Origin of the sequence: Paenibacillus sp. FSL R10-2748 (genome assembly GCF_038005565.1) — a bacterium.
GTDB classification, from domain to species: Bacteria; Bacillota; Bacilli; order Paenibacillales; family Paenibacillaceae; genus Paenibacillus; species Paenibacillus polymyxa_B.
In genome coordinates this window covers 123,205-147,097 of record NZ_JBBOTK010000011.1, presented here as the reverse complement: position 1 = coordinate 147,097, position 23,893 = coordinate 123,205, and the positions used below count along the sequence as shown (strand labels likewise).

The following is a 23,893-nucleotide window of genomic DNA, read 5'->3' as shown; positions in this document are numbered from 1 at the left end:
CGTACTCACTCGTTGTTCAGTTTTCAAAGATCAATCATTTCCGGACATATCAACACCCGGAATATTAATATATCATACTTTGGCGATTCATACTACTGGTAAATAATACCTCACAGGTGATCCTTTGAATTTTTGAAGTCCATCTAAATATTACATCACAGCCTATCTTACGGCCGGATAAATAATATATCATTTAGATTTGCTGATTACTACATGAAAATTACACCAATTAATAACCAAGTTATCAAAATCAGTTCTATTACTTTACTGCTCATACTTTCGAATTTGCTATTCTTCATTTCTACTATATGATGCCTCCCCCTTTCAGTTCCAAAAGGGGGGATTAATATTGAAACGTTCCAATAATAATTTACAAACATTTTGGAACGTGAAATAAACTAATTTAGAACCGTTCCTAAAAGTATACTTTTTAGAACAGGTGAAACTAACAACAGCAGTGCCTGTTTGGCACTGCTGTTCCTTAACTTCTCATTTTTCAATTTCAAAACCGGTTACCCTTCACAAATCACTGCTTGTTTTATTCCTTGCCTCCATAAACTCTTTTTAATTCCTCTTCCTTCATGTTGAACGAATGGATTTCTTCAGGAAATTGTTTGGTTCGCACATCTGCTGCATAGGCCTGAATGGATTCTGATATAGAAGCATCTAGTTTTTGATAAGACTTCACAAACTTGGCCACACGTTCAACACCGTAGCCTAAAATATCATGGTAAACGAGAACTTGAGCATCCACATTCAAGCCAGCTCCGATCCCGATTACAGGTATAGTCAAGGACTTGGCAACCTTTTCAGCCAGCTGCTTCGGCACGCATTCCAACAATAAAGCAAAGGCACCGGCAGCTTCGCACTTTCTCGCATCTTCCAGAAGACGTTGAGCAGATCGGGCATCTTTCCCCTGCACTTTATAGCCACCTAAGACACCGACAGACTGCGGCGTCAGGCCCAAATGGGCACAGACAGGAATTCCGGCTCTCGTCAATGCAGCAATATGTTCGATAACCTCACCGGCTCCTTCAAGTTTTACAGCATGGGCACCGGCTTCTTGGACCAATTGGCCGGCATGGATTAAGGTGTCCTTCACCGTAAGGTGATAACTTAGAAAGGGCATGTCCGCCATAATAAATGTGTTCTTTGCCCCTCGCTTAACTGCTTTAGTATGATGAATCATATCTTCAAGCGTAACCGGGACGGTGGAATCGTAACCCAGTACCACCATCCCGAGAGAATCGCCAACCAAAATGATATCTACGCTACCCTGTTCTGCGTGCTTAGCAGAAGGATAATCATAGGCAGTCAGCACAACGATTTTTTCTTCGCGCTGCTTCATGTTTATAAAATCCACGGTTTGCTTCATGAATATTCTCCTGAAAATGAAGTATTGAAGTTAGGAAGCAAGTTCTTTCTTGGGTAATAGATAAGTCATTATAACGGCCAAAACCAGAAGAAAAATAGCCGCGTAAAATGCGCTGGAATAGCTGTTATGATGAGAATATAGTAACCCTGGAATATACGACCCTAAAGCTGAACCTACCTGATGCCCCAAAAATAACCATCCAATAATAAATCCTACCCGATGTTTGTTGAAATGCTTGGTAACCAGCAGTTGAGTAGGCGCTACTGTTGCAAAATCGACTAATCCAAATACTGCCGCGAATATAAGCAGCAATACCGGTTCGTGACTGACCAGTAAAAGAATTAAAGACAGACTGCGAACACTATAAAAGAAAATCAGCATTCGACGACTGCTCCAGCGATCGGCCAAATATCCTGACAGTATGATGCCGGCAATGTTAAAAGCGGCTGAGATACTGACCGCACTCCCGGTGACTTGAGTTGAGAACCCATGGTCATGTGCGAAAGGAATCAAGTGGGTATCCATTAATCCCGTAGTTGTAAAACCGCAGATGACGAATGGCATAATAATGAACCAAAACTTATAATCGGCAAAAACACTCCATAGGGAAGAATTTTTGTTTTCAGCTACGGTATCGCCTTGTTCATTGACGCCGCCATACGGCGAAAGATTTTTATCAGCAGGTTGATTTCGTAATAAAAAAACAACCACCGGCACGACTAAAAGCAATAAAAACAATCCCAGTACGACAACCGTCCCTCGCCAGCCCATAACTTGAATGAGCAAAAGAGAGCCCGGAACCATGATCATTTGCCCGACTCCGAAACCCGCTTCCACGATCCCCAAAGCAAAACCGCGCTTAGCTGTAAACCATTTCGTCACGATTGCTGCAGCTGCTACATTGGAAGCTCCCCCTACGCCTAAGGAAACAAAGAAACCATACAATAAAAATAACTGCCATGATTGCTGAGTCATAGCAGTCAATATGACGCTTACTCCAACTAAAGCCGTGCTCCCTATCACAATCATTCTCGCGCCGTATCGATCGATTAGTCGTCCCACAACAGGTTGAGAAAGGCCATACACGATAAAACTGACGGTCGAAATCAAAGAAGTCATACTTCGGTCCAGGGAAAATTCGTTCTCCCATGGAATAATAAATGCGCCAAAAGCCAATCGCACGCCTTGGACAGCAAACAGCGCAAAGAACGTGGCAAATAGTACAATCCATCCATAATGCAATTTCATTTCAGGATACTCCTCTACTCAATACATACGAATAAAAAAAGGTCTGAACTGCTATTTTAGTCCGTTCAGGTTTTTTTATAGGTGATCGAGATGCAGTTCAGATGTAGCATAGAGAACTGCTGTACCGCCCATCACGACTCTGTCGCCTTCCAGACGACAATACAAAGTGCCTCCTCTAGGGGACGCCTGCCGAGCCACCAATTCGTTCTTCCCTAATCGTCCTGCCCAGAATGGAATCAAATTACAATGAGCCGAACCGCATACCGGATCTTCGTTGACATTAAGTTTTGGGAAAAAGCTTCGCGAGACAAAGTCGAACTGACTGCCTTGAGATGTCACATTGACCCCTAGCCCATCCGGCAGCTGTTTAAGCTTCGAAAAATCCGGGGTTAACTGACGAACTTGATCCTCGTTTTCTAATAGAAACATCAGATCACGACCTAAATAGGTTTCTATAGGAGTGACTCCGAGCGCATCGACCATATCCTGAGTCAAAGCAAAAGATTCCGGAAGCCGATTCGGGAAATCCAATTCAAACAGATTTTGTTTTTTCAAAACAGTCAGGATCCCGCTTAACGTATGAAAAACAAACCTGTTGCTGTTTGGCTCATAAAACTGGGCGAGAATAAAAGCAGTAGACAAAGTCCCATGTCCACATAGCTCAATCTCTGCTGCCGGTGTGAACCATCTTAACCGATAATCTTCACCTTCTTTAACAGCGAATGCCGTTTCAGAAAGATTATTTTCGGTTGCGATGCTTTGCATCGTTGCTTCCGGAAGCCATTCTTCCAAAATACATACGCCCGCAGGGTTCCCTTCGAATACCTTTTCCGCAAAAGCATCTACTACATAGTATCTCATCCTTCTCCTCCTTTTTTCGCTAATAACACTTAAAGTGTTATGTTATGATGAAACAATGTAGACATTATAAAGGACTTATATGTATAACAATCAACTAGATGATATAACACTTGAGGTGGTTTCGTATGCACATCTATATTCAGCGAAACAATGGGATTTCAATTACTCGGCAAATTGTGCTGGCCGTGATTGATCAAATTTTATCCGGTTTCCTGCAGGAAGGTGAAAAATTGCCTTCTGTTCGAGTACTCTCCAAGCAGCTTAATGTCAGTTTATTAACAGTAGTCAAAGCATATCGCGAATTAGAGCAGCAAAATTTTCTTTATTCCGTACAAGGCAGCGGGACATTTGTCCGTAAAAAAAACAATGATATTGAGACTGCCTGCATCGAAGAACCATTAACTCAGGACTGGCAATTGTCGGTTCCGGATTATTTACCGCGCTCCCAACTCGCTCAATTTCATCATGTGCCGCAAAAAATTCACTTGGCTTCTTCCATGGTCGATCCCGAATTGCTTCCTAACCAACATTTGAAAACGGCGTTTGAACACTTGATTCAAGAAGATGGAACCTTTTTATCGCGATACGGTCATACTCAGGGCGATCAACAACTTAGGCTCGCTATGCAGCAATATTTAAGCGGTCTAGGCGTTTACACGCAAATTGAAAATTTGTTGGTCACGAACGGTTCGCAGCAAGGAATTGACTTAATTGCTCGAACATTCGTAGGTCCTGGGGACGTTGTGATTCTTGAAGCTCCGACATATCCCGGAGCTATCGATATTTTCCGAAATCGAGGCGTTACGATTCTAACCGTTCCTCTCGACCAAGAAGGAATGCGTTTGGATATTTTGCAGCAATTATTTGATAAACATCATCCTAAACTTATTTATACGATTCCGAATTTTCATAATCCGACCGGTGTCTTAATGAGCCATAAGCGAAGAAGGAAACTTCTGGAAATGGCGCAAAATACACAAACACTTATTATCGAAGACGATCCTTGGGGCGAAATCTATTATGATCAGCACCCCCCTGCTCCAATTAAAAGCATGGATGAATATGGACATGTTATTTATTTAAAAGGATTGAGTAAAATATTGGCACCCGGCTGTAGGATCGGCGTTTTATCGGCTTCAGGTTCTATTTTCAAGCGAGTGTTAGCTGCAAAAGCTAACGCGGATTTAGGTACTCCATTGGTGACTCAAAAAATACTGCTTCCTTTTCTCGAGCCTTCGATTGTAGAAAGTCATATGCAAAACTTAAGAACGACACTGAAAATAAGACGCGATTTAGCGCTTGAAATTCTGTCAGAGCGCTGCCCGAAAGAAGTGTCTTGGATGGTGCCACAAGGAGGACTTAATCTGTGGCTTAGCTTTCCGGAATGGGTACAATCGCATCTTGTTCTAGCAGAAGCCAATAAAAAGGGAATTTCCTTTTTGCCGGGATCCTCCTGCTTCTCTGTTGAACATGAGAATCATCATATCCGATTAAGTTTTTCGTTCGTCAGTCAGGAATTGCTTCGTGAAGGCATAACGACGTTATGCGAAATTTTAGCGGGCATCATTTTAAGTAGAAAAAACTCGCATTCCTCTCCTTATTTTTAAATATCCTTGGGCCGCCTCGAAAAGAAAACACAAAGAAGACTGCCTGAAGCTTACTTCAGCAGTCTTCTTTTATGATCCCACCTATCGGTTTTGTCATGCATCCATAAATCCGGTTTTATCGGCTTCGGTAATAGCTCGAATCACTCGGCAGGGATTACCGGCAGCTATAACATTAGCCGGGATGTTTTTAGTTACGACACTCCCGGAACCAATGATCGAATTGCTACCGATTGAGACTCCAGGATTAATATGAACACCGGCGCCGATCCATACATCGTCTCCTATGGTTACTGGTTTCGCATAACAACCACCATTTCTGCGTTCAACGGCATCTGTTGCATGATTCGCGCAATAGATTCCAACTCGAGGCCCGAACAAAACATCATTACCAATCATAACTTCCGCGCAATCCAAAATCACGCAATCATAATTTGCGAAAAAGTGATTGCCAATCGTAATGTTGAACCCAAATTCACAGCGAAAATCATTCGCAAAATGGACGTCTTCTCCGCATTTCTCTAGCAGCTTGTCTAAGATTTCTTTTCTTTCCTGCTTATCATCGCTGTTATTGTACAGCTTGGTTAATTTAGACGCTTTGTGTCTTGCAGCACTACATGCCTCCGAATAATCGTTGTACAATTCTCCGCTTCTCAATTGCTCTTTTAAAGTCACTCAAGCACTCCCTTTCGTCTGACTTTATACCTAACATTCTTTTTATTATCTAATATTATATGACTTATAATAACTTATATAAAAATAAGGATCAAGTTGCCAAATCTACCACACAACTCGATTCGAGTTAACAATTTAATGTATAATTGGTAAAAAAAGTTAAAGTCGATGCAGCATGGAACAACTTCATCGGTCTCTAACATTACCGGTTTAAGCGTGGCGACTTGCGGAAACGTCATCAAATCTCTTGTACAAACCGGAGAAATCATTGAAGTAGAAATGGTTGAATCTCACGGTGGCCGGCCAGACGTTATAAGTACAATGCCAACCATTCGTATGTTATCTGCTTATATGTGAAAACAGAAGGATGCCTCCATTCTCTTACGTACAGGATCGTCAACCTTCTGGGCGAGAGTAACGCAAAATTATGATGAAGATCAAACATGCGCGATCGTGACCTTTCCTAAAGATAATTTCCCTGGTTCGGGTTTCATTGTCGACGGATATCTTTTAAAAGGAAACACGGAATAGTGCAACCCCAGTTGGTACTTTTATATAGCCTAATGGCGGCAGAGAATGTGAATTTTCATAATATATCCGCGTTAACGACCCGATTGTGTTAGTAAGCCAATAAAGCTTCGGCAATTATGTGCCTTCCAGCATGACGGATCGTTATGATGCGTTTGTTCATCTCGACCGGACCATCTCCCTTCAGCCACTGCCTATCCTTCATCCGGTTACAACGGATGCTTTATTTTCAGAGTAACAGCTCGCAAGAACCGTCTGTGGGATACAAGGTAGCTGGTAATAGTTTACCGTCAGGCTCCGGATTATAATTATATGACTGGCTCCAATATAAAACAGCGGCAGGCTCGGACTTTGTTTTTATCAGTCTGAGCCTGCCGCTGTTTTATTGAACTAACGTGTCCCTTTAATTCAATAAACACTTCCTGATTTTTGGTGAAAAGCGTTAATCTTCTTTTGATGGGCGGTACGTCAATTCAACTGCTCCGAATGTAAGGTCTTGGTATAGACATGCTTAAGAGACATCATGTTGATGTTATCTGTAAACAAACGCTTTTCACTCACCCGCCGCTTCCAAGCACCAAGATGTTTCTTCCGGGTTGCTCTTAAGGTTCAAAACTTCTTATCACCTCATTATAATACTTTGATTCAAGAGATACCCAATCTATTCACGGATGGTTCTCACCTGTGACAAAACTGTCGGATGCTGGTTGCTAGTTCTTCCGCATGAGTAAGGACAAGCATATGATCAGCTCCTTTGATTTCGGCAAACCTACAGGCAGAAGATTATAAATTCACTAACAATTTAGGGTAAACATAACCTAATTGAAACCGCCCATCCAATAACCGGATGGGCGGTTTTTACATACTACTTTCCTGCTCCTTTATCACCTGCTCCACCCCCAACAGAATCAGCCTCAACCCGAACTCAAACGCTCCGTCGGTCCCCATCAGCTCGAACAGCCCGTTCGTGAACATCCTCCGGAATAGTCCTACTTCTGTCTCGCTCATGGAGTCCAGAAGGTGAATTATCTCTTCACCCGGAAGTGCTCCCTTGTTGTCCTTATCCTTAAGGATAGCGGAGATATTACGCTCATGCTGATAATCGTCTAGGACAAAGTAGGAGACATAGTTCACAAGTGTAGTAACCACTTGTAATTTCTGCTCTTGCTCAAGCGGCGCCGACTCCACGCAGAGCAGCATACGGTTGGTGAATCGGATGATGTCCGGTTCGTGGGGCAGCGTCATCATCATGAGCTGCGTGGAGCAGGGGTACCGATAGAGCACACTCCGCATCGTTACGGCAAGCCCCGTCAGTTGCTCCTTCCAGTCCCCCTCGGAATGAAACTCCTCCAGAATCGTTTTCGATACCTGGTTGGTCAGACGCTGATAGAGATTCTGCTTGCTCTTGAAGTACCAGTACAAAGAGGGAGCTTGAATCCCCAGCCGATCGGCCAATCGTCTCATACTGAATTTCTCGATACCCTCCTCACCAAGAAGCTCCCACGAGATTTCCAAAATCTTATCCTCCGAAATTTGAGGCTGCTTTTTTTTCATCGGTCTCCGCCCTTTTATCTAACAGTGTAAGTTTATGCTTTACAGGTTCATAGGTTCATGATAACATCTAACACTGTAAGGCACAAACTAACAGTGTTAGACTGAAGGACAAAATAAATAAAGAAAGTAGTGACCCGCATGGATGCAGAAAATCTCCATTACTTTGAAAAAGCACCGGTTGCCAAAGCCGTAGCTCACTTCGCTATACCCATGATGCTAGGCACGTCAATGAGTGTCATTTATTCCATCTTGAATGCCTTTCTTATTGGCACACTGGGCAATACTGCCATGTTAACCGCACTCGCACTAACTTTGCCGTTATTCGCGGTGATTATGGCGCTAGGGAACTTGATCGGCATAGGTAGCGGTACATTCATCTCCCGTTTGCTTGGAGAGAAGAAATATGATGATCTAAAGCATGTGTCTTCATTCGCCTTTTACAGCAGTTTAGTTCTCGGTCTTATCGTGATGGCTGTTGGCCTCCCGTTGATCGATCCAATCGTTCAGGGTCTGGGGGCAACGTCTGAATCCTTCGGATTTACAAAGGACTATGTGACGATTATGCTTATTGGTTCACCATTCGTCATATTATTCTTCACGCTGGAGAATATCGTGCGCTCGGAAGGTGAAGCAATCACGTCGATGTTGGGTATGATTGTCAGTGTTGTAGTAAATATTATTCTCGATGTGCTAGTCATCTTTGTCTTCCATTGGGACGTGATCGGCGTTGCGTCGGCTACGGTCATCTCTAACTTGGTTGCGAGTGCATTTTACGCCTTCCATATAGGATATAAGAGCCAATTCTTAACCGTCTCGATAAAATGGTTTAAGGCTACCAAGGAAATTCTGAGCAATGTATTCAAAATCGGAGTTCCCGTCTTTGTTATGAGTGTCTTCTTGGGTGCAATGTCGCTCATCCTTAATCTTTTTCTTACCGAATATGGGGATCAGGCTGTAGCGGGTTATGGAATTTCATCACGTTTATTGCAATTTCCTGAGTTTATTGTGATGGGCCTATGCGAGGGAGTCGTGCCGTTGATTGCCTTCTCTTTTACAGCGAATAAATTACGCATGAAGCAAACCATTGGATTCACGATTAAAGCTATTGGGGCGTTAGCAGTCGTGTTCGGTGTTATTGTCTATCTGATTTCCGACCACTTAATTGGTTTATTTACGAGTGACCCGCAATTAATTGAAATGGGTAGCTACATTCTACATGTGACGTTCTTATCCTTGTTCATTACAGGAATGACCTCGCTGTTTACGGGGATCTTTCAAGCAACCGCGCAGGGAACTGCCGCGTTTATTATGTCAGTTATTCAAGGAGCCACTCTGATTCCTGTGTTATATATTTCCAATCAAATGAACGGCTTTCACGGGGTAGTCTGGTCGCTCGTCATTTCGGATGCCGTCGCGTTCCTTGTTGGTGCCATTATGCTGTATGTTCTGCGAACCAAGTTGCAGCCGGATTTAGATAATTTAGTACAGTAGAAACCATATAACACGCAAAAAGGCAGGATAAGGACACTCCTCAATCCTGTCTTTTTTAGAGTGAACTCTAGGTAAATAGTGACTTTATTCTTTTTTTGAGAAAAAGACAGCCCTTGACGGCCCGCAATTCGCCTCCAGCAGCGTCGAAGGCCGTTCGCCTAGCAGGTAACGGCCTGCAACGCATCCGCACTGACGGATAGACTGGAGGAGAGCGGTCATCGGCCTGTCTACAATGCTTAGAGATCGGTGTTTCCTCCATGGATCAATTCGTGTACATCCTATCAGACAGCTTTCAAAACCCGTTTATCCCGTGAGACAGTCCCAACCGCGCCTGTTCGTTGAACAGCTTGCAGTTGAGTGGTTACCACACCGTTACGTCAGAGCTCCCACTACTCTGATACCCCTCTGTTGCTAACACCTGGTAAGACCAGCTATTCCCCAGATTCATTCCTTTGCTCGCCCATGCTTTCACGTGGTTGCTGAAAGTGATCGTGGAGTTGCCCCCGGTCGGTCTCTTCGACTGTCGAACACTCCAGTACTGAATAAACGTCGTTTTTTGGCCTTCAATGGAAGGTGCGTCGTATCGCATTGTTGTGTAGATGTCATATGTGCCCCCATCACTGGTCACCGTACCTTTATACGTTCCGGTCGGTCGATAAGTCCCCCAGCTATCAACGACGTAATATTCGATGAGTGAGTTTCTCGTCCACCCGTAGAGAGCCAAATATCCATTACCGGACGGCGCCCAGACACCGGCATTGTAGTTAATCGTTCTGTTTGGCGATCCAGTAGTCCAGCCTTTGCCGACAACAAAATTCCCGGTATCCTTCCATGTTACGCTGTAATTACCGCCTGATCCATTAACAGCATTGACCGTCCCACCGCCATCAGTCCAATTTTGCCAATAGTCTGTCGCTGCACTTGAGGTTGTTGCAAACAACCCAAAACTCATGGAAGCTGCAAGAACTACCGTCATCATTTTCTTACTAAACTTAAACATACTTTCCCTCCTAAAATTATTTTTGTATTTGCCCCATGCACCTGCTTGTTGGTTGATCCTCTTTGCAGCATCTCTTATCCGTGCCATATCGCGTCTTTTAACTTTTACCTCCTTTCTGAGTAAATTATAAAATGATAGCGTTTACATAAAAACCTATAAATTAAAGCTTTAACTCTATTATGTTTAGCTTTCTTTGAATTTTAATGAAGCCGCCGAGGGAATATAGGATTAGGTAACGTTAGAAGAAGGTCTTGGCTGCTTTTAATTAATTCGAGCAATATGCAAATCTATTTTTTATGTAGGATTTTTCCAATGTCTATTTTAAGGGGTGCAATTCAGTATAAAAAAACTGGGGTTTGAGATCGAAGGCATATTAAAAAAGGACAAAATTCTATCCGACTGTAAGTACCACAACACAGTTATGATGGGACGACTTAATGAATAATTCCAGCAAAAAAGCTCCTGTGAATCATCACGGGAGCTTTTTTGCTGTGCATGTTATGCCTTTTTACCTGTAACGTTTAGGATTATCTGTCTGATCAAGAATAAAGTCGATACTCACCTTGTGGAAATCCGCCAATTTGATCAAGACAACACTTGGAACGTCCAGATTCCCATTTTCATATCGGGAATAGGTTGTTTGTGAGATACCTAAGAAGTCGGCCATGCTCTGTTGTGTTAAGTCTTTGTCCTCACGTAAATTGCGAATTCTCTTATACACTGCTCATCACCCAAGCAAAGTTTACGACATGCAAAAACAATATATTGATTTTTATGCGTTTTTCGCATAAAGTTTATTTATCTTCGACTATACCTTAAAATCTTGAGTCGCTCATTTATATGCAAAAGCTCTAATAGAGACATACGGATTCTCCTAAATTCGTTTTATTAAAGTGAATATTCCCCAACGAAGCGTATAACAGAATATTGAAATAAAGCTCCTGCGGTCATCATAGAGCTTTATTTTGCATGCTATTCTTTTTACCTGTACAACGTTCAGGATTATCTGTCTGACCAAGAATAAAGTCGATACTTACCTGGTGGAAATCTGCCAATTTGATTAAGACAACACTTGGAACGTCAAAGGTCCCATTTTCATATCGAGAGTAGGTCGTTTGTGAGATATGTAATAATTCAGCCATGGTCTGTTGTGTTAAGTCTTTGTCCTCACGTAAATTGCGAATTCTCTTATACATTACTCATCACCCAAGCAAAGTTTACTCCATGCGAAAACTGCATATTGATTTTTATGCGTTTTTCGCATAAGATTTATTTAAAGAGTACAACAAGTGGAATAAGAACGAAGTGGGCGGAATGGTGCTGTACAAGCGATAGCGTTCGCCTTTGTGGCCGGATTTCAACCTTCTTAGCTTTGATTAAGAAAGCCGGGCACAACAGCGATGGGAAGCACCATCCGACCGCGTAGTGGCGCCGTATGTACATCTTTAGCTCAGTATTCATAAGGAGGCATGATGAAAATGATATTGGAGGATATGTATTATGGGAATTGGCGTCCCAGTGAACAAATAAAGTCAACCGACCCTGAGTCTGAAAAAGTGAATCAAAAAATCAGTGAGTATATGGAAATGCTGAAGAATAAACTACCAGAAGACGATTTTGAGCAAATTGAAGTCTTGTTTGATTTATTAAGTGAGTCAACTTCCCTACACTCCGCAGCAGCGTTCATCCATGGATATCGAACAGGGACTATGACAATGATTGAAGTATTTAGAGAGGTTTATAATTAGCAACCATCCATGTTTAATTTTTTGTAGGCTAATGGTGTCATGTTCATCGCTTTTCTGAATCTTTCTATAAAATAGCTCGTACTGTTAAATCCAACCCTATATGCAACTTCTGTAACGTTAGATTCTACTTGTTGCAATAAGACTAAACTTTTTTGAATTCGATAATCCATCACATAATTCAACGGGGTTATCTTTAAAAAACGCTTGAAATACCGGCAGCATTCAGAACGGCTCAATTGACCCGCTTTTGCAATATCATCTAATGTGACTTTTTCAGCATAATGCAAATAGATCCAGTTTAACATTTGTTTGATCCGTTGACTCTTTACCATTTCCATCTGGTCGTATTCTAATTGAAAGCCATTAATGACTAGGTTTTTCCAAATCATTGTTAAGTGCATGGTAATATCCATCTCAAAGTATAGTGATTTTTGTTGAATACATTGATTCATTTTCAAAATGGCATCTAAAATGTTTTTCCCCCAAAGCTCGTCAGAATCTATGTATACATAAGGTAAATTAGTCGCTTGAATATATGGGGCTACATAGGGTGTGTAAAGCTCTTGTGATAAAACGAAATGAGGAGAAACATTTAAACAGACATAGACGCAACCCGATTCATTCTGATCTTCCGCCATATGTAGGCAGCCACTATTTATAAATAACCCATCACCTTGTCGTACGATTCGTTTATCCTCATTTATTTGAAAGATCGCTTCCCCTTTTACAACCAGAACAAATTGAATTTCATCATGCCAATGAAGTGGTATATATCCATGTATATTTTGGTTAATCGTTGTTTCATAACACGCAACCGGTAGTACGATCGTCCGATGTTCGGTTAGTTCTTTTAAGTTTTGGTCAATCATGAAATTTTTTATTTGCAAATCATCACGACCTCAATATATTTATATTTTATCATCAAATTCAAGTATAATTTTAAATATTTTTCACCTATTATAACACTATTATTATATTTCAAGGTGGAGAATATTCATGGATAAATCAGCTAGAACAACAGGATTATTGCTTGTTATCACAGGAGCTATATTTTGGGGGATCAGTGGTACCGTTGCAAAAAAACTCTTTCAACAAATCGATGTAAATTGGCTTGTAACCACACGCTTGCTCATAGCTGGTGTTTTACTCTTGACCCTTCAATTTTTATTAAAAGACCGTACACAAATATGGGGTGTATGGAAAAATAGAAGGACAGGTTACCAACTCATTATCTACGGTTTGGTTGGTATGCTTTCCGTTCAATATACGTATATGGCATCGATCAAAAGTGGTAATGCTGCTGTTGCGACACTATTACAGTATTTAGCACCTATAATGATTATTATCTATTTAATTCTGCGAAAGCACATTGTCTTCACACGAAAGGATTTATCAGCTATTTCCCTTGCTTTAGTGGGTTGTTTTTTCTTATTAACAAACAGCTCCATATCTCAACTATCCGTTCCGAAGATCGCAATCGTTTGGGGTCTTTTATCAGCGATAGCCCTGGCTTTTTATACCTTATACGCAATTCCTCTTTTAAAGCAGTACGATTCCCTTGTTATAGTCGGTTGGGCGATGGTCATCGGCGGTTTTGGACTAAGCTTGATCCATCCACCTTGGCAGATGGACTTTAAAAGCTTGACACTAGAAACCTATTTATATCTAGCATTCGTTATCATATTCGGCACAATGATAGCATTTTGGTTCTATATAGAAAGCTTACAAAGTCTTTCACCAAAAGAAACAAGCTTTCTAGGTAGTTTAGAACCCCTAGCTGCTGTTTTAACAACTGTATTTTGGTTAAAAGAGCCTTTTGGGGTTTTCCAATGGATTGGTGTATTATGTATCATCGGACTGATATTATTATTGGCATTCAATAAAAAGTCTTCTCCAAAAAAACATTCAAAAAAAGATAAAAAGCCCCTCAGAGTCAGCTAATTCTGGGGGATTACAGTAAACTACCGATTAATTTAAAACTTTAAAATTCGTTAAACCTCATGCAGCTACTGCTGAATATATATCTCTATTTTCTTCAATTAAAAGCTTTACACGTTCGATTTTGCAGTTAAGAAAGTATGGGTAGCGACGAAGGCCGTTCGTCTGACAGGAAGCGGCCTTGCAACGCACCCGGACTGACGAATAGAACTGGAGAGGGACGGCCATCGGCCTGTCTAATCCTTAGAGATCGGTGTTTCCTACATGGATCAATTCGTGTACATCCTATCAGACAGCTTTCAAAACTCGTTTATCCCGTGAGACAGTCCCAACCGTGCCTGTTCGTCGAACAGCTTGAGGTTGTTGCAAACAACCCAAAGCTCATGGAAGCTGCAAGAACTACCGTCATCATTTTCTTACTAAACTTAAACTAGCTTCCAGCAACAGGCTGAATCCCCACACCCCGTGATGAGGCGGAAGTTAAAACGATAACTCGGCAATCGCTCCCACTTATCGTTCATTTGAGGATCACGCCCTGTAAACCGCTCGGCAAAATAATAAATTAACGGCCGTCTAAAGAGCAGTGAACCCAGAAGCACAGCGATGACGCCGAGAATCAATCCAAGAAAAATGAAGCCTGAAAATGCATCTGCTTTGCGTGTTCGTATCAGGCAGTAAAGCGACGTAACATACCTTCGGTAGGTATGTAAAGAAGCATAGACAATCGCCTTCATGTTGTTGTTACATAGTTCGCAACCCTACGACTACAAAAAAAGGAGATGGCGCTTGCCATCTCCCTTGCTTTTATCCTTACCCCAAATTACTTGCTTAAAAATAGTTACACACAGGTGGTCAGTTAGCGGAAGAACAATCTACACGCGCAACGCCTCTCCTAAGAACAACTATATTTTTAATCCCCCACCCGATTCAAAAACACCTTCGTCCGTTCCAACTGCGGATTGTTGAAAATCTGCTCTGGTGTACCGGATTCTGCAATTTCTCCATTATCCATAAAAATGACACGATCCGCCACATCTCTCGCAAAGTTCATCTCGTGGGTCACGATGACCATCGTCATATGTTCCTCAGCCAGCTTTTTGATAACCCGCAGCACCTCACCCGTCAGCTCGGGATCAAGGGCCGAGGTCGGCTCGTCGAACAGTAAAATATCAGGGTTCATCATCATTGCCCGGGCAATCGCCACACGCTGCTTCTGTCCTCCCGACAGTCGGGATGGATACGCATCTGCTTTATCTGCCAATCCGACTTTAGCCAGCAACTCAGCGCTTTGGCGACGCAGTTCAGCCTTGCTCACCTTTTTCACCAGCTTCGGAGCCAGCTCCAGATTATCCTGCACCGTCAAGTGAGGGAACAGATTAAAATGCTGAAACACCATGCCCATACCGGTAGTAATGCCCTTAATATCACCTGCCGGAGCGTACTGACCGTTTTCCACCAGTGCTTTATCATGAATGCGGATCGTCCCGCCCGTCACATCTTCCAGGTGCACCAAACTACGGAGCATGGTACTTTTTCCTGAACCTGAAGGACCGATGACGGCTACAACCTCGCCCGCTTTAACGTTAAAGCTCACTCTTTTCAGAACGTCGAGCTTGCCGAACGATTTTTTCAAATCGGTAACTTCTATTGCATTAGTATTCATATCTCGACATTCCTTTTACTCGAATTTAAAACGTTTTTCCATCGCCCTAAAGAATAGCGTCAGCACCAAAGCTAACAACAAATAAATAACCGCCGCTACAACATAAGGTACAATCGAGAAATCACGGTTTACAGCCGTATTGGCAAAATGCAGCAGTTCCGGTACCGCTACTGCATACAGTAGTGCCGTATCTTTTACCAGTGTTGTCGCCTCATTGGTTACCGCAGGCAAAGCAATCCGTACCATTTGCGGCACAATGACTCTAATCAGCGTCTGCGACTTGCTCAAGCCCAGCACTTGTGAAGCCTCGTATTGCCCTTTATCAATCGACAACATCCCGCCTCTAAAAATTTCTGCAAAATAAGCTGCATAATTCAGTACAAATGCCAGTACCGCAGCCGTTGTCCGGTCTAATACTAGATACTCCCCAATGACAGGCAACATCGGAAGACCAAAACAAAAGAACAATAATTGCAGCAATAGCGGCGTACCGCGTATAACATAAATGTACGTATGCATCAGCCAGGCGATTGGCTTAATCCGGCTTTTGGCCAGCAACGTAACGATAAAACCCAATGGAATAGACAAGATGAGCGTGATGAAAAATAAAATAACCGTCATCTGTGCCCCTTCAAGCATAGGCTTCATAATTCGTAAAATGTATTCCATACTCATGACCTTCGACTCCTAAACCCTTAGTTCAATACACTACGTATTAATTTAATACTTTATCTTCACCAAACCACTTTTTCGAAATTTCAGCAGCTTTTCCGTTCTTGTGCAGCTCATCCAAAGCGGATTGCAGCTGCGTCAACAGCTCTTCATTTCCTTTTTTCACGCCGATGCCGTATTCCTCAGGGGCCAAAGATTCATCAAGCAGCTTATACGTCCCTTGTTCCTTCGACATATAATACTTGGCAACAACTTCATCAATGACAACCGCATCCAGACGTCCGGTTTTCAAGTCTGTCAAAGCGAGAACATTATCCGGGAACTCGGACACTTGCTTCAATTTACTTTTGATCGGATTTGCATCCAATGCATCGGCTGCTGAAGACAGCGTCTGGAGTCCGACCGTTTTGCCCGTCAGATCAGCCAGCTTGGAAAGACTGGAAGTAGCCGGAATGACAATCACCTGACTGTTTTTCAGATATGGCTTCGTGAACAGCACTTTTTCCTTACGCTCATCCGTAATGGTGTATCCATTCCAAATGAGATCAATACGTCCGCTGTTCAGCTCGGATTCTTTGGCAGACCAGTCAATCGGCTGAAATTCCACCTGTTTACCCATTTGTTCCCCGGCCGCTTTTGCATAATCAATATCAAAGCCGGTCAGCTCGTTATTTTCATCTCTAAAGCCCATCGGGGCGAATTTATCATCAATTCCAATAATCAATTTACTGTCATCCTTACCGCCGGAACATCCGGCCAACACGATCATCATCAATCCAATTAACATCGTAAACATGGCTGCTTTTCTCATCTTATTCCCCTCCAACAATGGTGACCCCCGTATCCAAGAACAGGTGGCAAACGCTTTAGTTCGTTAACACGTTATCAGAGTATCATCATAACACACCGCAGGATACTCGTCGAGAGGAATGAGCGGAATCTTAGCCTTATATAAATGGAAACCTGTGACGAAAATTTGACCAATGTTCTATAATGTAAAACCTTACCTTGACATGTCACCTAAACCGTCTTATTATTTCCTAGTATTCTTATATACTTTTATTCATTTTAAAATTTCAGCAGCAATAGTATGTAAATCAGCTTGATAGACAGGAGAAATAAAGCCCCATGTACATTTTAAAGCGTCTTTTTACGATGTTCATAACGTTGTGGATTATCGTCACTTTAACGTTTATCATCATGCACATCATTCCGGGTGATCCATTCTCGAACGATTCCAAAACCATTCCGGAAGCGGTATTGCAAAACATGCGTGCCAGGTACAATCTGGACAAGCCGCTCGCTGTGCAGTATGTGCTGTATCTAAAAAATCTGCTAGTGCTGGATATGGGCCCGTCTATTCAATCGAAAACGACGGACGTCAATATGCTTATCGCCCGAGGTTTTCCACCTTCTGCATTGCTGGGTATTCAATCCATCGTGGTCGCGATTATTGCCGGTATTTCGCTCGGAACACTGGCTGCCTTACACCATAATCGACCACTGGATTATATCTCGATGTTTATCGCCATTGTTGGTATTTCCGTACCCAGCTTCATATTGGCACCGCTGTTAATCAAGTATGTTGCCGTCCAATGGCACCTTCTTCCGGTCGCCTCATGGGGAACCTGGCAGCATACGGTGCTTCCGTCGCTGGCTCTCGCTGTTTCACCGCTTGCCGTTATCGCCCGCTTTATGCGGACGAGTATGCTGGAAGTTATGCATGAGGAGTACATACGCACTGCCAAAGCAAAAGGGTTGTCCTCTTGGGCGGTAGTCATTCGTCACGGATTACGCAACGCGTTGATTCCGGTGCTGTCCTTTATCGGACCGTTATTCGCTTCCGTTATTACAGGTACCTTTGTCGTTGAAAAAATATTCGCCATTCCCGGCATCGGTAAATACTTCGTAGACAGTATCTTTAACCGGGATTATCCAGTGATTATGGGGACGACCATTTTCTATAGTGCCATTCTGGTCGTTACTTTATTTTTAATTGATATATCCTATCGCCTTGTCGATCCGCGAATCAAATTAGACAGCAAAGGAGATTAACATGAAAGCAGCACCTACTGTCGAAAAGGACAGCCTGTTTAGTCTTGTAGACCGCAGCCAGATCCCCACCCCCACGTTGACCAGACCCAAAGAATCACCCTGGCGGGATCGGCTACGCAGACTTTTTAACAACAAGCTTGCTCTGTTGGGGCTTTCCCTACTTATCATTATTATTGTGCTGGCGATTATTGGACCTTCCATGGTTCCTTATGCACCCAGTGATCAATCCCTTTTGAAGACGAATCTTTCTCCTTCGGGAGAGCACTGGTTTGGCACGGATGATCTGGGGAGGGACGTATGGGCACGGACATGGGCCGGGGCTAGAATTTCACTCATGATCGGCTTTGCCGCTGCCGCCATTGATTTGGTGCTTGGCATTCTCGTCGGCTGTGTTGCTGGCTATTGTGCTGGGCACGGTAAAACGGGCGACCGGATCGACAGCATTCTCATGCGTATTATTGAAATTTTGTATAGTATTCCTTATCTGCTGGTCATCATTCTGCTGCTCGTCATTATGAAGCCAGGCCTACTCACGATGATTATTGCATTATCTATTACTGGCTGGGTCGGTATGGCCCGTGTAGTGCGTGGGCAAATCTTACAGCTGAAGCAGCAAGAATATGTGTTAGCAGCCCGCAGCTTGGGGACATCTCATTCACGTATTATCTTCAGACATTTGCTACCGAACGCAGCGGCAATCATTATTGTAAATTTGACGTTCACTATTCCGTCGGCTATTTTTGCCGAATCGTTCCTGAGCTTTCTCGGTCTGGGGATTCAGTCTCCTTCGGCCAGCTGGGGGACGATGGCTAACGATTCACTTGGCGTTATTTTAAGCGGTCAATGGTGGCGCCTATTTTTCCCCGGGCTGATGATATCGCTCACCATGCTGGCGTTCAATACACTTGGAGATGGACTTCAGGATGCACTTGACCCGCGCTCACAACATTAACAACAGAGAGATCCAAATTGGACAAGGAGGGGTGTCACCATGATCCGCAGCTTCTCGCCTAACCGCAGGAAAAACGGCAGTTCCTTTATCGAAGTGCGCACACGCGGCATACCTGCGGGAAAGGAGGATGAATAAATCCCGGTACGTATACCTTATTTTTGGCATAACTAATCACAGTAATGGAGGAAAACCACGATGAAAAAAATGCATTGGATGACGATCATCTTACTTTTGGCCGTAACGGCTTTGGCTGGATGCTCGGGTACTTCGGACAAAACAGCAAGCAACGACCCGTCCGCTACGCCTCAAGCAGATATCCCGCAAGAAATTACTGCCAATCTGGCAGGTGGGGAGCCTTATACGCTAGACCCTGCTTTCGCATCAGATACAACGTCCTACTTTGTGATTGATAACTTGTATGAAGGGCTGTATACATACGATAAGGCCGGTAAAATCGTAGAAGGCGCTGCCAGCAAAGTAGATGTATCTCCTGACGGCAAAACCTACACCTTTACTATCCGTGATGATGCAAAATGGTCGAATGGTGACCCACTGACAGCTAAGGATTTTGAATACTCCTGGAAACGGGTACTGAATCCGAAAACAGCTGCCTACGATCCTTCTGCCCTCTACTACATCAAAGGTGCCGAAGCGTACAACACAGGCAAAGGTAAAATTGAAGACGTGGGAGTTACAGCCAAAGATGATAAAACTCTTGTAGTTGAGCTGAAATCGCCGCTGAGCTTCTTCCCAACGATCGCAGTGGGTCATGCCTATCTGCCAGTAAACCAATCGGTTGTTGAGAAAAATGACAAATGGGCAGCAGAAGCGGGCACAATTGTCGGCAACGGTGCGTATGTAGCCAAGGAATGGAAACATAACGAGCAAATTACGCTGGCTAAAAACGATCAATTCTGGAACAAAGATGCCATTACGATGGCAACGATTAATTTTAAAATGGTTCAAGACTCCACAACTTATTATCAAATGTATAAAACGGGCGATCTGGATCTGATTTTGAGCCTTCCCGTGGATACACTGGATCAGGAAAAGAGCAACAAGGAATTCCTGTCGCATCCATCTTTCAGTGTGTACACCTATTCTTTTAACGTAAAACAAAAGCCGTTTGACAATAAAAAAATCAGACAGGCCATCGCCTACGCGATTGACCGCGAAGCACTGGCTACCAGCGTAACCAAAGGTGGCGAAACTCCGGCTTACGGTTATGTTCCATACGGAACAACAACGCCATCCGGCAAAGACTTCCGTGATGAGGCACCGAAAAAATACTATGAGTTTGACGCTGCAAAAGCGAAACAATTGCTGGCCGAAGGTCTGAAAGAAGAAGGTTTGACCAAGCTGCCACCGATCACCTTCAAATACAACACTTCGGACAAGCATAAAAAAGTAGCTGAAGCGATTCAGGAAATGCTGAAAACAAACCTGGGTGTTGAAGTGACACTGGAGAATCAGGAATGGAAAACGTACATTGATACCTTTAAACAAAAGAACTTCCAGATCGCCCGTATGGGCTGGGAAGGAAACTTCCTGGATCCACTCGGCGTATTGGGGCATTATACTTCCAAAAATTCGAACAACTTTACCAACTGGAGCAACCCGGAGTATGACAAACTGATCGAATCCTCAACCTTTGAGCTTGATCCGGCAAAACGCTTTGAACAGCTCCATCAGGCAGAAGACGTATTGATGGAAGATCTGCCGATTATTCCGATCCAGTTCTCTGCGGACACGGCATTAATCAGTCCTAAGATTCAAGGTATCGTATTTGATGCTCGTTCGAACCCAGACCTGCGCTTTGCGAAACGGGTCGAAAAATAATGATTTTACGTTTCGGGCTCTCTGCCCTGATTGTCGGTACTTTAGGAATTCTGTACGCCACACCCCATCTCTTGTATGGTCGTGAAAACATGGCTACTGCAAATCTGCTATTCCTGTTGGGGTTGCTGGGCTTGGTGATCGGTGCAATCTTCCACGTTCTGCAAAGCGGTTTTCTAACCCTCTTCCTGCGGGGATTTGCCGACATCAGACAGTTGTTCATTCGTCAATCCAAGGCATTACGAGAGGAAAATGAGCGTTTGCGTTCCGATGAATCTCTGTCAGCCTGGAAAACATCCATGTTCCGCCATCTCAAGGTATACACTTCGGGGTGCGGGACAGGGCTTATCCTTTGCTCGATGATATTAATGGGGATAAGCTAGTTAGGCGTATGAAAGCTTTCTCGGTGTTGGTGGGCGCTGCGCGTGCAGATTGTTCTTCCGATCGCGAACGCTACGCTTCTTCAGAACAATTCTGCCCGCTCCGCTGGCAACCGCCGTAGAGCTTCCATACGTTTTAGAGGTGTGAATGGTAAGAGAAAGGTAGGCCAAGTTTAAATCACTTAGCCTACCTTATTTTGTAGCTCAGGTACACATAAAAGAGAGAGTTCCGCGGAGCTAGTTCGTGGGACTCTCTCTTTTATGTTTCAATAAATCTACCATCTGCGTCGTTCGTCGCCTCTCAGGGGAAAGTCGCTCAATTCTCCGAGTTGGTCATGTGCAGCCTTATAAATGCGAAGAATAGCTTGTACCTTGTTAAAATCATTGTCTTCCGGACCGAATCCTTCCATATACATTTTTTGAATGATGTTTTGGAAGAAATCCATACGTTCGCGGACGGAATCCTGCTCGATTTGCAGTACCTCTTCAAAGCTGTGTGTCTCAGCAAAATCAGACAGCTCATCAAACTCCTGTTCCTGATATCGCTCTCCCCGAGTTTCGGGATTGAGATCAATAGAGGTACGCAGGGTTGACAATAAAATATTTTCGCGCGCCAGCATGACATGAAAATCTTTGTTCTTAAACAGATCCGTAACGATCAGACGGCACATTTCCTTGTTTTGCAGCAGAATCCCGTCAAAAGGATGCAGCGTCCACACACCGTAGTTAAAAAATAAATTAAAATTAAAGTTGCTGCTTCCATACTGATATACAATGTTGATTTTCGATTCATCGATGATTTCAAATGAAAATTCCAGCATGCATTCTCCTTTGGGATTCCAATATTTAACTCTATCCTATCAGAAAATGCATGATTTTCAATAAAAAATTTTATTTCACAGAATCATTTAACTCCACAATTGAATCTGCTTTTTCGCTGCTGACAGCCACGAGTAAATAGACAATCACACACCCTAAAATAAAGGACATCATACGCTCGCTCTCTCCTTTTTGTCATTCGCTTTTTAAAAGTTTATGCACGAGAATGCTATGTATGTTCATCATGTCCTTTATTAGCTGCTGCCAAACCAAAAAAGACGCCTTTCGGAGTCATCCGGCGTCTTTTAATAGATTGGGTCTATTATTCTACATTGTCATCAGTTCAAAAACGAGCTTAAACCCTCAGAAGAATTGCTATCCTTCAGTGTTTTGGATGGTTCTTTCCCTTCGATCCCCAAGCGTTGGCTAAGGTTGGCATTGATTGCTGTCATTTTACTTGTGTAATCATGGCAGCTTTCAATAATTTGGCGATTCGATTTTTCAGACAGATCCAAAGCAGATACCAAATCACCAATCGCCTGATTCACAGCCTCCAGTGACATAGAAGGCTTGCTAAGCAGATCTGTCGTTCTCTCGGTCGTCGTTTTGAGAAGCTTTGCATTTTCCTTGAATTGATCTTCAATCGTACGGTTGGTCGCATCGACGGCTGAAATGATTTTATCCTGATCCGCCAGCGCCATCGCGATCATAGCCGATACAGTGATCAGATTCGATGTTTTATCAATCGCATTATTTACAGAATCAATCAGTTTATCATTGTTATCATTAATAATATCTGTTGCTGCAATCGCCTGATTGTATAACAAAATCATTTCTGTCATCGACTGTGTACGAGTAACCACCTTGCGCAATCCCCGCTCCAGATGTGGCTTACGGTTTTCGTTTTCCGGCTTGGCAATCTCGGTCTCAAACAGTTCTTTCAAGCGATTACCAAAGGCAATCTTCGTCTGTAAATTGTAGATTTCTTCAATGGAAGCCTTCTTCAACTGTCTCATGCTGACGATGTTTTCTTCCAGATTATCCTTACCATCTCTCAAGGCAGTAATGATTTTCTCGATGTTCGTCTTCACCGACTGATACTTGTAAATGTAGTTCTTTAACGGGCTTTTACGCAGAAGCTTGCCAAAAAAGCTCACATTTTTGCTCTGCTGGAGCGTTTCGCATTCATCACGCAGCTTTAAGATCATATTGGATACCTCAGCCCGATCACCGGACATGAGGTCGTTTACCGGACGATCCAGCATTTTAAGGGTTTGCCCCGCACGTTCCTGCGTTTTAACCCCCAGCTTACCGATATCATCCATTAAGGTATCCAGGCTCATGACATCGCTTTGTGATACCTTCTGAATCAGCTGTGAAGCCTCCTCAGTCACCTTTTGTTCATCTTCTTTTTTCAATTCAGCCCATGGGGTCGCCATACGCTACCTCCTATTCTGAAAACAACTGTTACCCAAGTCTAATCGTTGTTATTCA

The 23,893-nt window shown here is 43.2% G+C and carries 23 protein-coding genes and 2 pseudogenes; 9 read left to right on the top strand and 16 right to left on the bottom strand.

The window, feature by feature from the left end; all coding sequences use genetic code 11:
• Positions 1-538: 538 nt before the first annotated feature.
• The 3 genes from panB to NSS66_RS24620 form a co-directional block, all read right to left on the bottom strand.
• Entirely contained in the window at positions 539-1,375 is an 837-nt protein-coding gene (gene panB, locus NSS66_RS24630; protein WP_340960001.1) for a 3-methyl-2-oxobutanoate hydroxymethyltransferase, read from the bottom strand.
• 30 nt (positions 1,376-1,405) lie between these two features.
• A complete protein-coding gene (locus NSS66_RS24625; RefSeq protein WP_340959999.1) occupies positions 1,406-2,623 on the bottom strand; it encodes an MFS transporter in 1,218 nt (405 codons plus the stop codon).
• A gap of 75 nt (positions 2,624-2,698) precedes the next feature.
• On the bottom strand, positions 2,699-3,484 hold the full coding sequence (locus NSS66_RS24620; RefSeq protein WP_339201515.1) for a PhzF family phenazine biosynthesis protein: 786 nt from the start codon (positions 3,482-3,484) through the stop codon (positions 2,699-2,701).
• Positions 3,485-3,609: 125 nt separating this feature from the next.
• On the opposite strand from NSS66_RS24620, the gene pdxR reads away from it, so the two are divergent.
• Complete coding sequence (gene pdxR / locus NSS66_RS24615; protein WP_339201514.1) at positions 3,610-5,091, top strand: MocR-like pyridoxine biosynthesis transcription factor PdxR; 1,482 nt, start codon at positions 3,610-3,612, stop codon at positions 5,089-5,091.
• 93 nt (positions 5,092-5,184) lie between these two features.
• Here the strand turns inward: pdxR and NSS66_RS24610 are convergent, their stop codons facing one another.
• Entirely contained in the window at positions 5,185-5,763 is a 579-nt protein-coding gene (locus tag NSS66_RS24610; RefSeq protein WP_340959997.1) for a sugar O-acetyltransferase, read from the bottom strand.
• Positions 5,764-7,149: 1,386 nt separating this feature from the next.
• Positions 7,150-7,845 (bottom strand): TetR/AcrR family transcriptional regulator, encoded by a 696-nt coding sequence (locus tag NSS66_RS24605; RefSeq protein WP_340959996.1) that lies wholly within the window; start codon positions 7,843-7,845, stop codon positions 7,150-7,152.
• A 138-nt stretch (positions 7,846-7,983) separates the two neighbouring features.
• On the opposite strand from NSS66_RS24605, the gene NSS66_RS24600 reads away from it, so the two are divergent.
• On the top strand, positions 7,984-9,336 hold the full coding sequence (locus NSS66_RS24600; protein WP_340959995.1) for an MATE family efflux transporter: 1,353 nt from the start codon (positions 7,984-7,986) through the stop codon (positions 9,334-9,336).
• 361 nt (positions 9,337-9,697) lie between these two features.
• Here NSS66_RS24600 and NSS66_RS24595 read toward each other — a convergent pair whose 3' ends face one another.
• Positions 9,698-10,336 carry a glycoside hydrolase family 11 protein gene (locus tag NSS66_RS24595; protein ID WP_028542082.1) on the bottom strand — a complete coding sequence of 213 codons (639 nt, stop codon included), beginning with the start codon at positions 10,334-10,336 and terminating at the stop codon, positions 9,698-9,700.
• A 343-nt stretch (positions 10,337-10,679) separates the two neighbouring features.
• On the opposite strand from NSS66_RS24595, the pseudogene NSS66_RS24590 reads away from it, so the two are divergent.
• Positions 10,680-10,781, top strand: a pseudogene (locus NSS66_RS24590) (GNAT family N-acetyltransferase); the annotation flags it as partial.
• Between the two features lie 63 nt (positions 10,782-10,844).
• On the opposite strand, the gene NSS66_RS24585 reads toward NSS66_RS24590, so the two are convergent.
• Both NSS66_RS24585 and NSS66_RS24580 read right to left on the bottom strand, forming a co-directional pair.
• Complete coding sequence (locus NSS66_RS24585) at positions 10,845-11,057, bottom strand: helix-turn-helix domain-containing protein (protein ID WP_023987218.1); 213 nt, start codon at positions 11,055-11,057, stop codon at positions 10,845-10,847.
• 229 nt (positions 11,058-11,286) lie between these two features.
• Entirely contained in the window at positions 11,287-11,532 is a 246-nt protein-coding gene (locus NSS66_RS24580) for a helix-turn-helix domain-containing protein (RefSeq protein ID WP_274484265.1), read from the bottom strand.
• Between the two features lie 282 nt (positions 11,533-11,814).
• On the opposite strand from NSS66_RS24580, the gene NSS66_RS24575 reads away from it, so the two are divergent.
• Complete coding sequence (locus NSS66_RS24575; protein WP_274485551.1) at positions 11,815-12,084, top strand: DUF6809 family protein; 270 nt, start codon at positions 11,815-11,817, stop codon at positions 12,082-12,084.
• On the opposite strand, the gene NSS66_RS24570 is transcribed toward NSS66_RS24575, so the two are convergent.
• Positions 12,081-12,965, bottom strand: coding sequence for an AraC family transcriptional regulator (locus NSS66_RS24570; RefSeq protein WP_340960003.1), 885 nt, complete (start codon positions 12,963-12,965; stop codon positions 12,081-12,083). The genes NSS66_RS24575 and NSS66_RS24570 overlap by 4 nt on opposite strands.
• Before the next feature lie 115 nt (positions 12,966-13,080).
• On the opposite strand from NSS66_RS24570, the gene NSS66_RS24565 reads away from it, so the two are divergent.
• On the top strand, positions 13,081-14,025 hold the full coding sequence (locus NSS66_RS24565) for a DMT family transporter (protein ID WP_340959993.1): 945 nt from the start codon (positions 13,081-13,083) through the stop codon (positions 14,023-14,025).
• Positions 14,026-14,362: 337 nt separating this feature from the next.
• On the opposite strand, the pseudogene NSS66_RS24555 reads toward NSS66_RS24565, so the two are convergent.
• The 5 genes and pseudogenes from NSS66_RS24555 to NSS66_RS24535 all read right to left on the bottom strand — a co-directional run.
• Positions 14,363-14,434: pseudogene (locus NSS66_RS24555) on the bottom strand (1,4-beta-xylanase); the annotation flags it as partial.
• Between the two features lie 13 nt (positions 14,435-14,447).
• Positions 14,448-14,756 (bottom strand): hypothetical protein, encoded by a 309-nt coding sequence (locus NSS66_RS24550; RefSeq protein ID WP_340959992.1) that lies wholly within the window; start codon positions 14,754-14,756, stop codon positions 14,448-14,450.
• Between the two features lie 176 nt (positions 14,757-14,932).
• Positions 14,933-15,685 (bottom strand): amino acid ABC transporter ATP-binding protein, encoded by a 753-nt coding sequence (locus NSS66_RS24545; protein ID WP_028542079.1) that lies wholly within the window; start codon positions 15,683-15,685, stop codon positions 14,933-14,935.
• A 15-nt stretch (positions 15,686-15,700) separates the two neighbouring features.
• The gene (locus NSS66_RS24540) at positions 15,701-16,360 is read right to left on the bottom strand and encodes an amino acid ABC transporter permease (protein ID WP_340959991.1); all 660 of its coding nucleotides are present in this window, start codon (positions 16,358-16,360) and stop codon (positions 15,701-15,703) included.
• A gap of 40 nt (positions 16,361-16,400) precedes the next feature.
• Positions 16,401-17,168, bottom strand: coding sequence for an amino acid ABC transporter substrate-binding protein (locus NSS66_RS24535; RefSeq protein WP_028542078.1), 768 nt, complete (start codon positions 17,166-17,168; stop codon positions 16,401-16,403).
• Positions 17,169-17,485: 317 nt separating this feature from the next.
• Between NSS66_RS24535 and NSS66_RS24530 the strand changes: the two genes are divergently transcribed.
• The 4 genes from NSS66_RS24530 to NSS66_RS24515 all read left to right on the top strand — a co-directional run bounded on the left by NSS66_RS24530 (position 17,486) and on the right by NSS66_RS24515 (position 21,583).
• Positions 17,486-18,412: an ABC transporter permease gene (locus tag NSS66_RS24530; RefSeq protein WP_023987210.1), complete on the top strand. Its 927-nt coding sequence runs from the start codon at positions 17,486-17,488 to the stop codon at positions 18,410-18,412.
• A 1-nt stretch (position 18,413) separates the two neighbouring features.
• The gene (locus NSS66_RS24525; protein WP_023987209.1) at positions 18,414-19,364 is read left to right on the top strand and encodes an ABC transporter permease; all 951 of its coding nucleotides are present in this window, start codon (positions 18,414-18,416) and stop codon (positions 19,362-19,364) included.
• Positions 19,365-19,559: 195 nt separating this feature from the next.
• Entirely contained in the window at positions 19,560-21,203 is a 1,644-nt protein-coding gene (locus tag NSS66_RS24520) for a peptide ABC transporter substrate-binding protein (protein WP_076295762.1), read from the top strand.
• Positions 21,203-21,583 carry a DUF3899 domain-containing protein gene (locus NSS66_RS24515; protein ID WP_023987206.1) on the top strand — a complete coding sequence of 127 codons (381 nt, stop codon included), beginning with the start codon at positions 21,203-21,205 and terminating at the stop codon, positions 21,581-21,583. Before NSS66_RS24520 ends, NSS66_RS24515 begins: the two co-directional genes overlap by 1 nt.
• Before the next feature lie 272 nt (positions 21,584-21,855).
• Here the strand turns inward: NSS66_RS24515 and NSS66_RS24510 are convergent, their stop codons facing one another.
• Both NSS66_RS24510 and NSS66_RS24505 read right to left on the bottom strand, forming a co-directional pair.
• Entirely contained in the window at positions 21,856-22,401 is a 546-nt protein-coding gene (locus NSS66_RS24510) for a hypothetical protein (protein ID WP_023987205.1), read from the bottom strand.
• Between the two features lie 336 nt (positions 22,402-22,737).
• Positions 22,738-23,838 (bottom strand): toxic anion resistance protein, encoded by a 1,101-nt coding sequence (locus NSS66_RS24505; RefSeq protein ID WP_023987203.1) that lies wholly within the window; start codon positions 23,836-23,838, stop codon positions 22,738-22,740.
• Between the last annotated feature and the right edge of the window lie 55 nt (positions 23,839-23,893).

What these genes read in the sequence shown, in the direction of transcription:
- panB (WP_340960001.1), bottom strand. Translation starts at nt 1,375, where the DNA reads ATGAAGCAAACCGTGGATTTTATAAACATGAAGCAGCGCGAAGAAAAA.
- NSS66_RS24625 (WP_340959999.1), bottom strand. Translation starts at nt 2,623, where the DNA reads ATGAAATTGCATTATGGATGGATTGTACTATTTGCCACGTTCTTTGCG.
- NSS66_RS24620 (WP_339201515.1), bottom strand. Translation starts at nt 3,484, where the DNA reads ATGAGATACTATGTAGTAGATGCTTTTGCGGAAAAGGTATTCGAAGGG.
- pdxR (WP_339201514.1), top strand. Translation starts at nt 3,610, where the DNA reads ATGCACATCTATATTCAGCGAAACAATGGGATTTCAATTACTCGGCAA.
- NSS66_RS24605 (WP_340959996.1), bottom strand. Translation starts at nt 7,845, where the DNA reads ATGAAAAAAAAGCAGCCTCAAATTTCGGAGGATAAGATTTTGGAAATC.
- NSS66_RS24600 (WP_340959995.1), top strand. Translation starts at nt 7,984, where the DNA reads ATGGATGCAGAAAATCTCCATTACTTTGAAAAAGCACCGGTTGCCAAA.
- NSS66_RS24595 (WP_028542082.1), bottom strand. Translation starts at nt 10,336, where the DNA reads ATGTTTAAGTTTAGTAAGAAAATGATGACGGTAGTTCTTGCAGCTTCC.
- NSS66_RS24580 (WP_274484265.1), bottom strand. Translation starts at nt 11,532, where the DNA reads ATGTATAAGAGAATTCGCAATTTACGTGAGGACAAAGACTTAACACAA.
- NSS66_RS24575 (WP_274485551.1), top strand. Translation starts at nt 11,815, where the DNA reads ATGATATTGGAGGATATGTATTATGGGAATTGGCGTCCCAGTGAACAA.
- NSS66_RS24565 (WP_340959993.1), top strand. Translation starts at nt 13,081, where the DNA reads ATGGATAAATCAGCTAGAACAACAGGATTATTGCTTGTTATCACAGGA.
- NSS66_RS24550 (WP_340959992.1), bottom strand. Translation starts at nt 14,756, where the DNA reads ATGAAGGCGATTGTCTATGCTTCTTTACATACCTACCGAAGGTATGTT.
- NSS66_RS24545 (WP_028542079.1), bottom strand. Translation starts at nt 15,685, where the DNA reads ATGAATACTAATGCAATAGAAGTTACCGATTTGAAAAAATCGTTCGGC.
- NSS66_RS24540 (WP_340959991.1), bottom strand. Translation starts at nt 16,360, where the DNA reads ATGAGTATGGAATACATTTTACGAATTATGAAGCCTATGCTTGAAGGG.
- NSS66_RS24535 (WP_028542078.1), bottom strand. Translation starts at nt 17,168, where the DNA reads ATGAGAAAAGCAGCCATGTTTACGATGTTAATTGGATTGATGATGATC.
- NSS66_RS24530 (WP_023987210.1), top strand. Translation starts at nt 17,486, where the DNA reads ATGTACATTTTAAAGCGTCTTTTTACGATGTTCATAACGTTGTGGATT.
- NSS66_RS24525 (WP_023987209.1), top strand. Translation starts at nt 18,414, where the DNA reads ATGAAAGCAGCACCTACTGTCGAAAAGGACAGCCTGTTTAGTCTTGTA.
- NSS66_RS24520 (WP_076295762.1), top strand. Translation starts at nt 19,560, where the DNA reads ATGAAAAAAATGCATTGGATGACGATCATCTTACTTTTGGCCGTAACG.
- NSS66_RS24515 (WP_023987206.1), top strand. Translation starts at nt 21,203, where the DNA reads ATGATTTTACGTTTCGGGCTCTCTGCCCTGATTGTCGGTACTTTAGGA.
- NSS66_RS24510 (WP_023987205.1), bottom strand. Translation starts at nt 22,401, where the DNA reads ATGCTGGAATTTTCATTTGAAATCATCGATGAATCGAAAATCAACATT.
- NSS66_RS24505 (WP_023987203.1), bottom strand. Translation starts at nt 23,838, where the DNA reads ATGGCGACCCCATGGGCTGAATTGAAAAAAGAAGATGAACAAAAGGTG.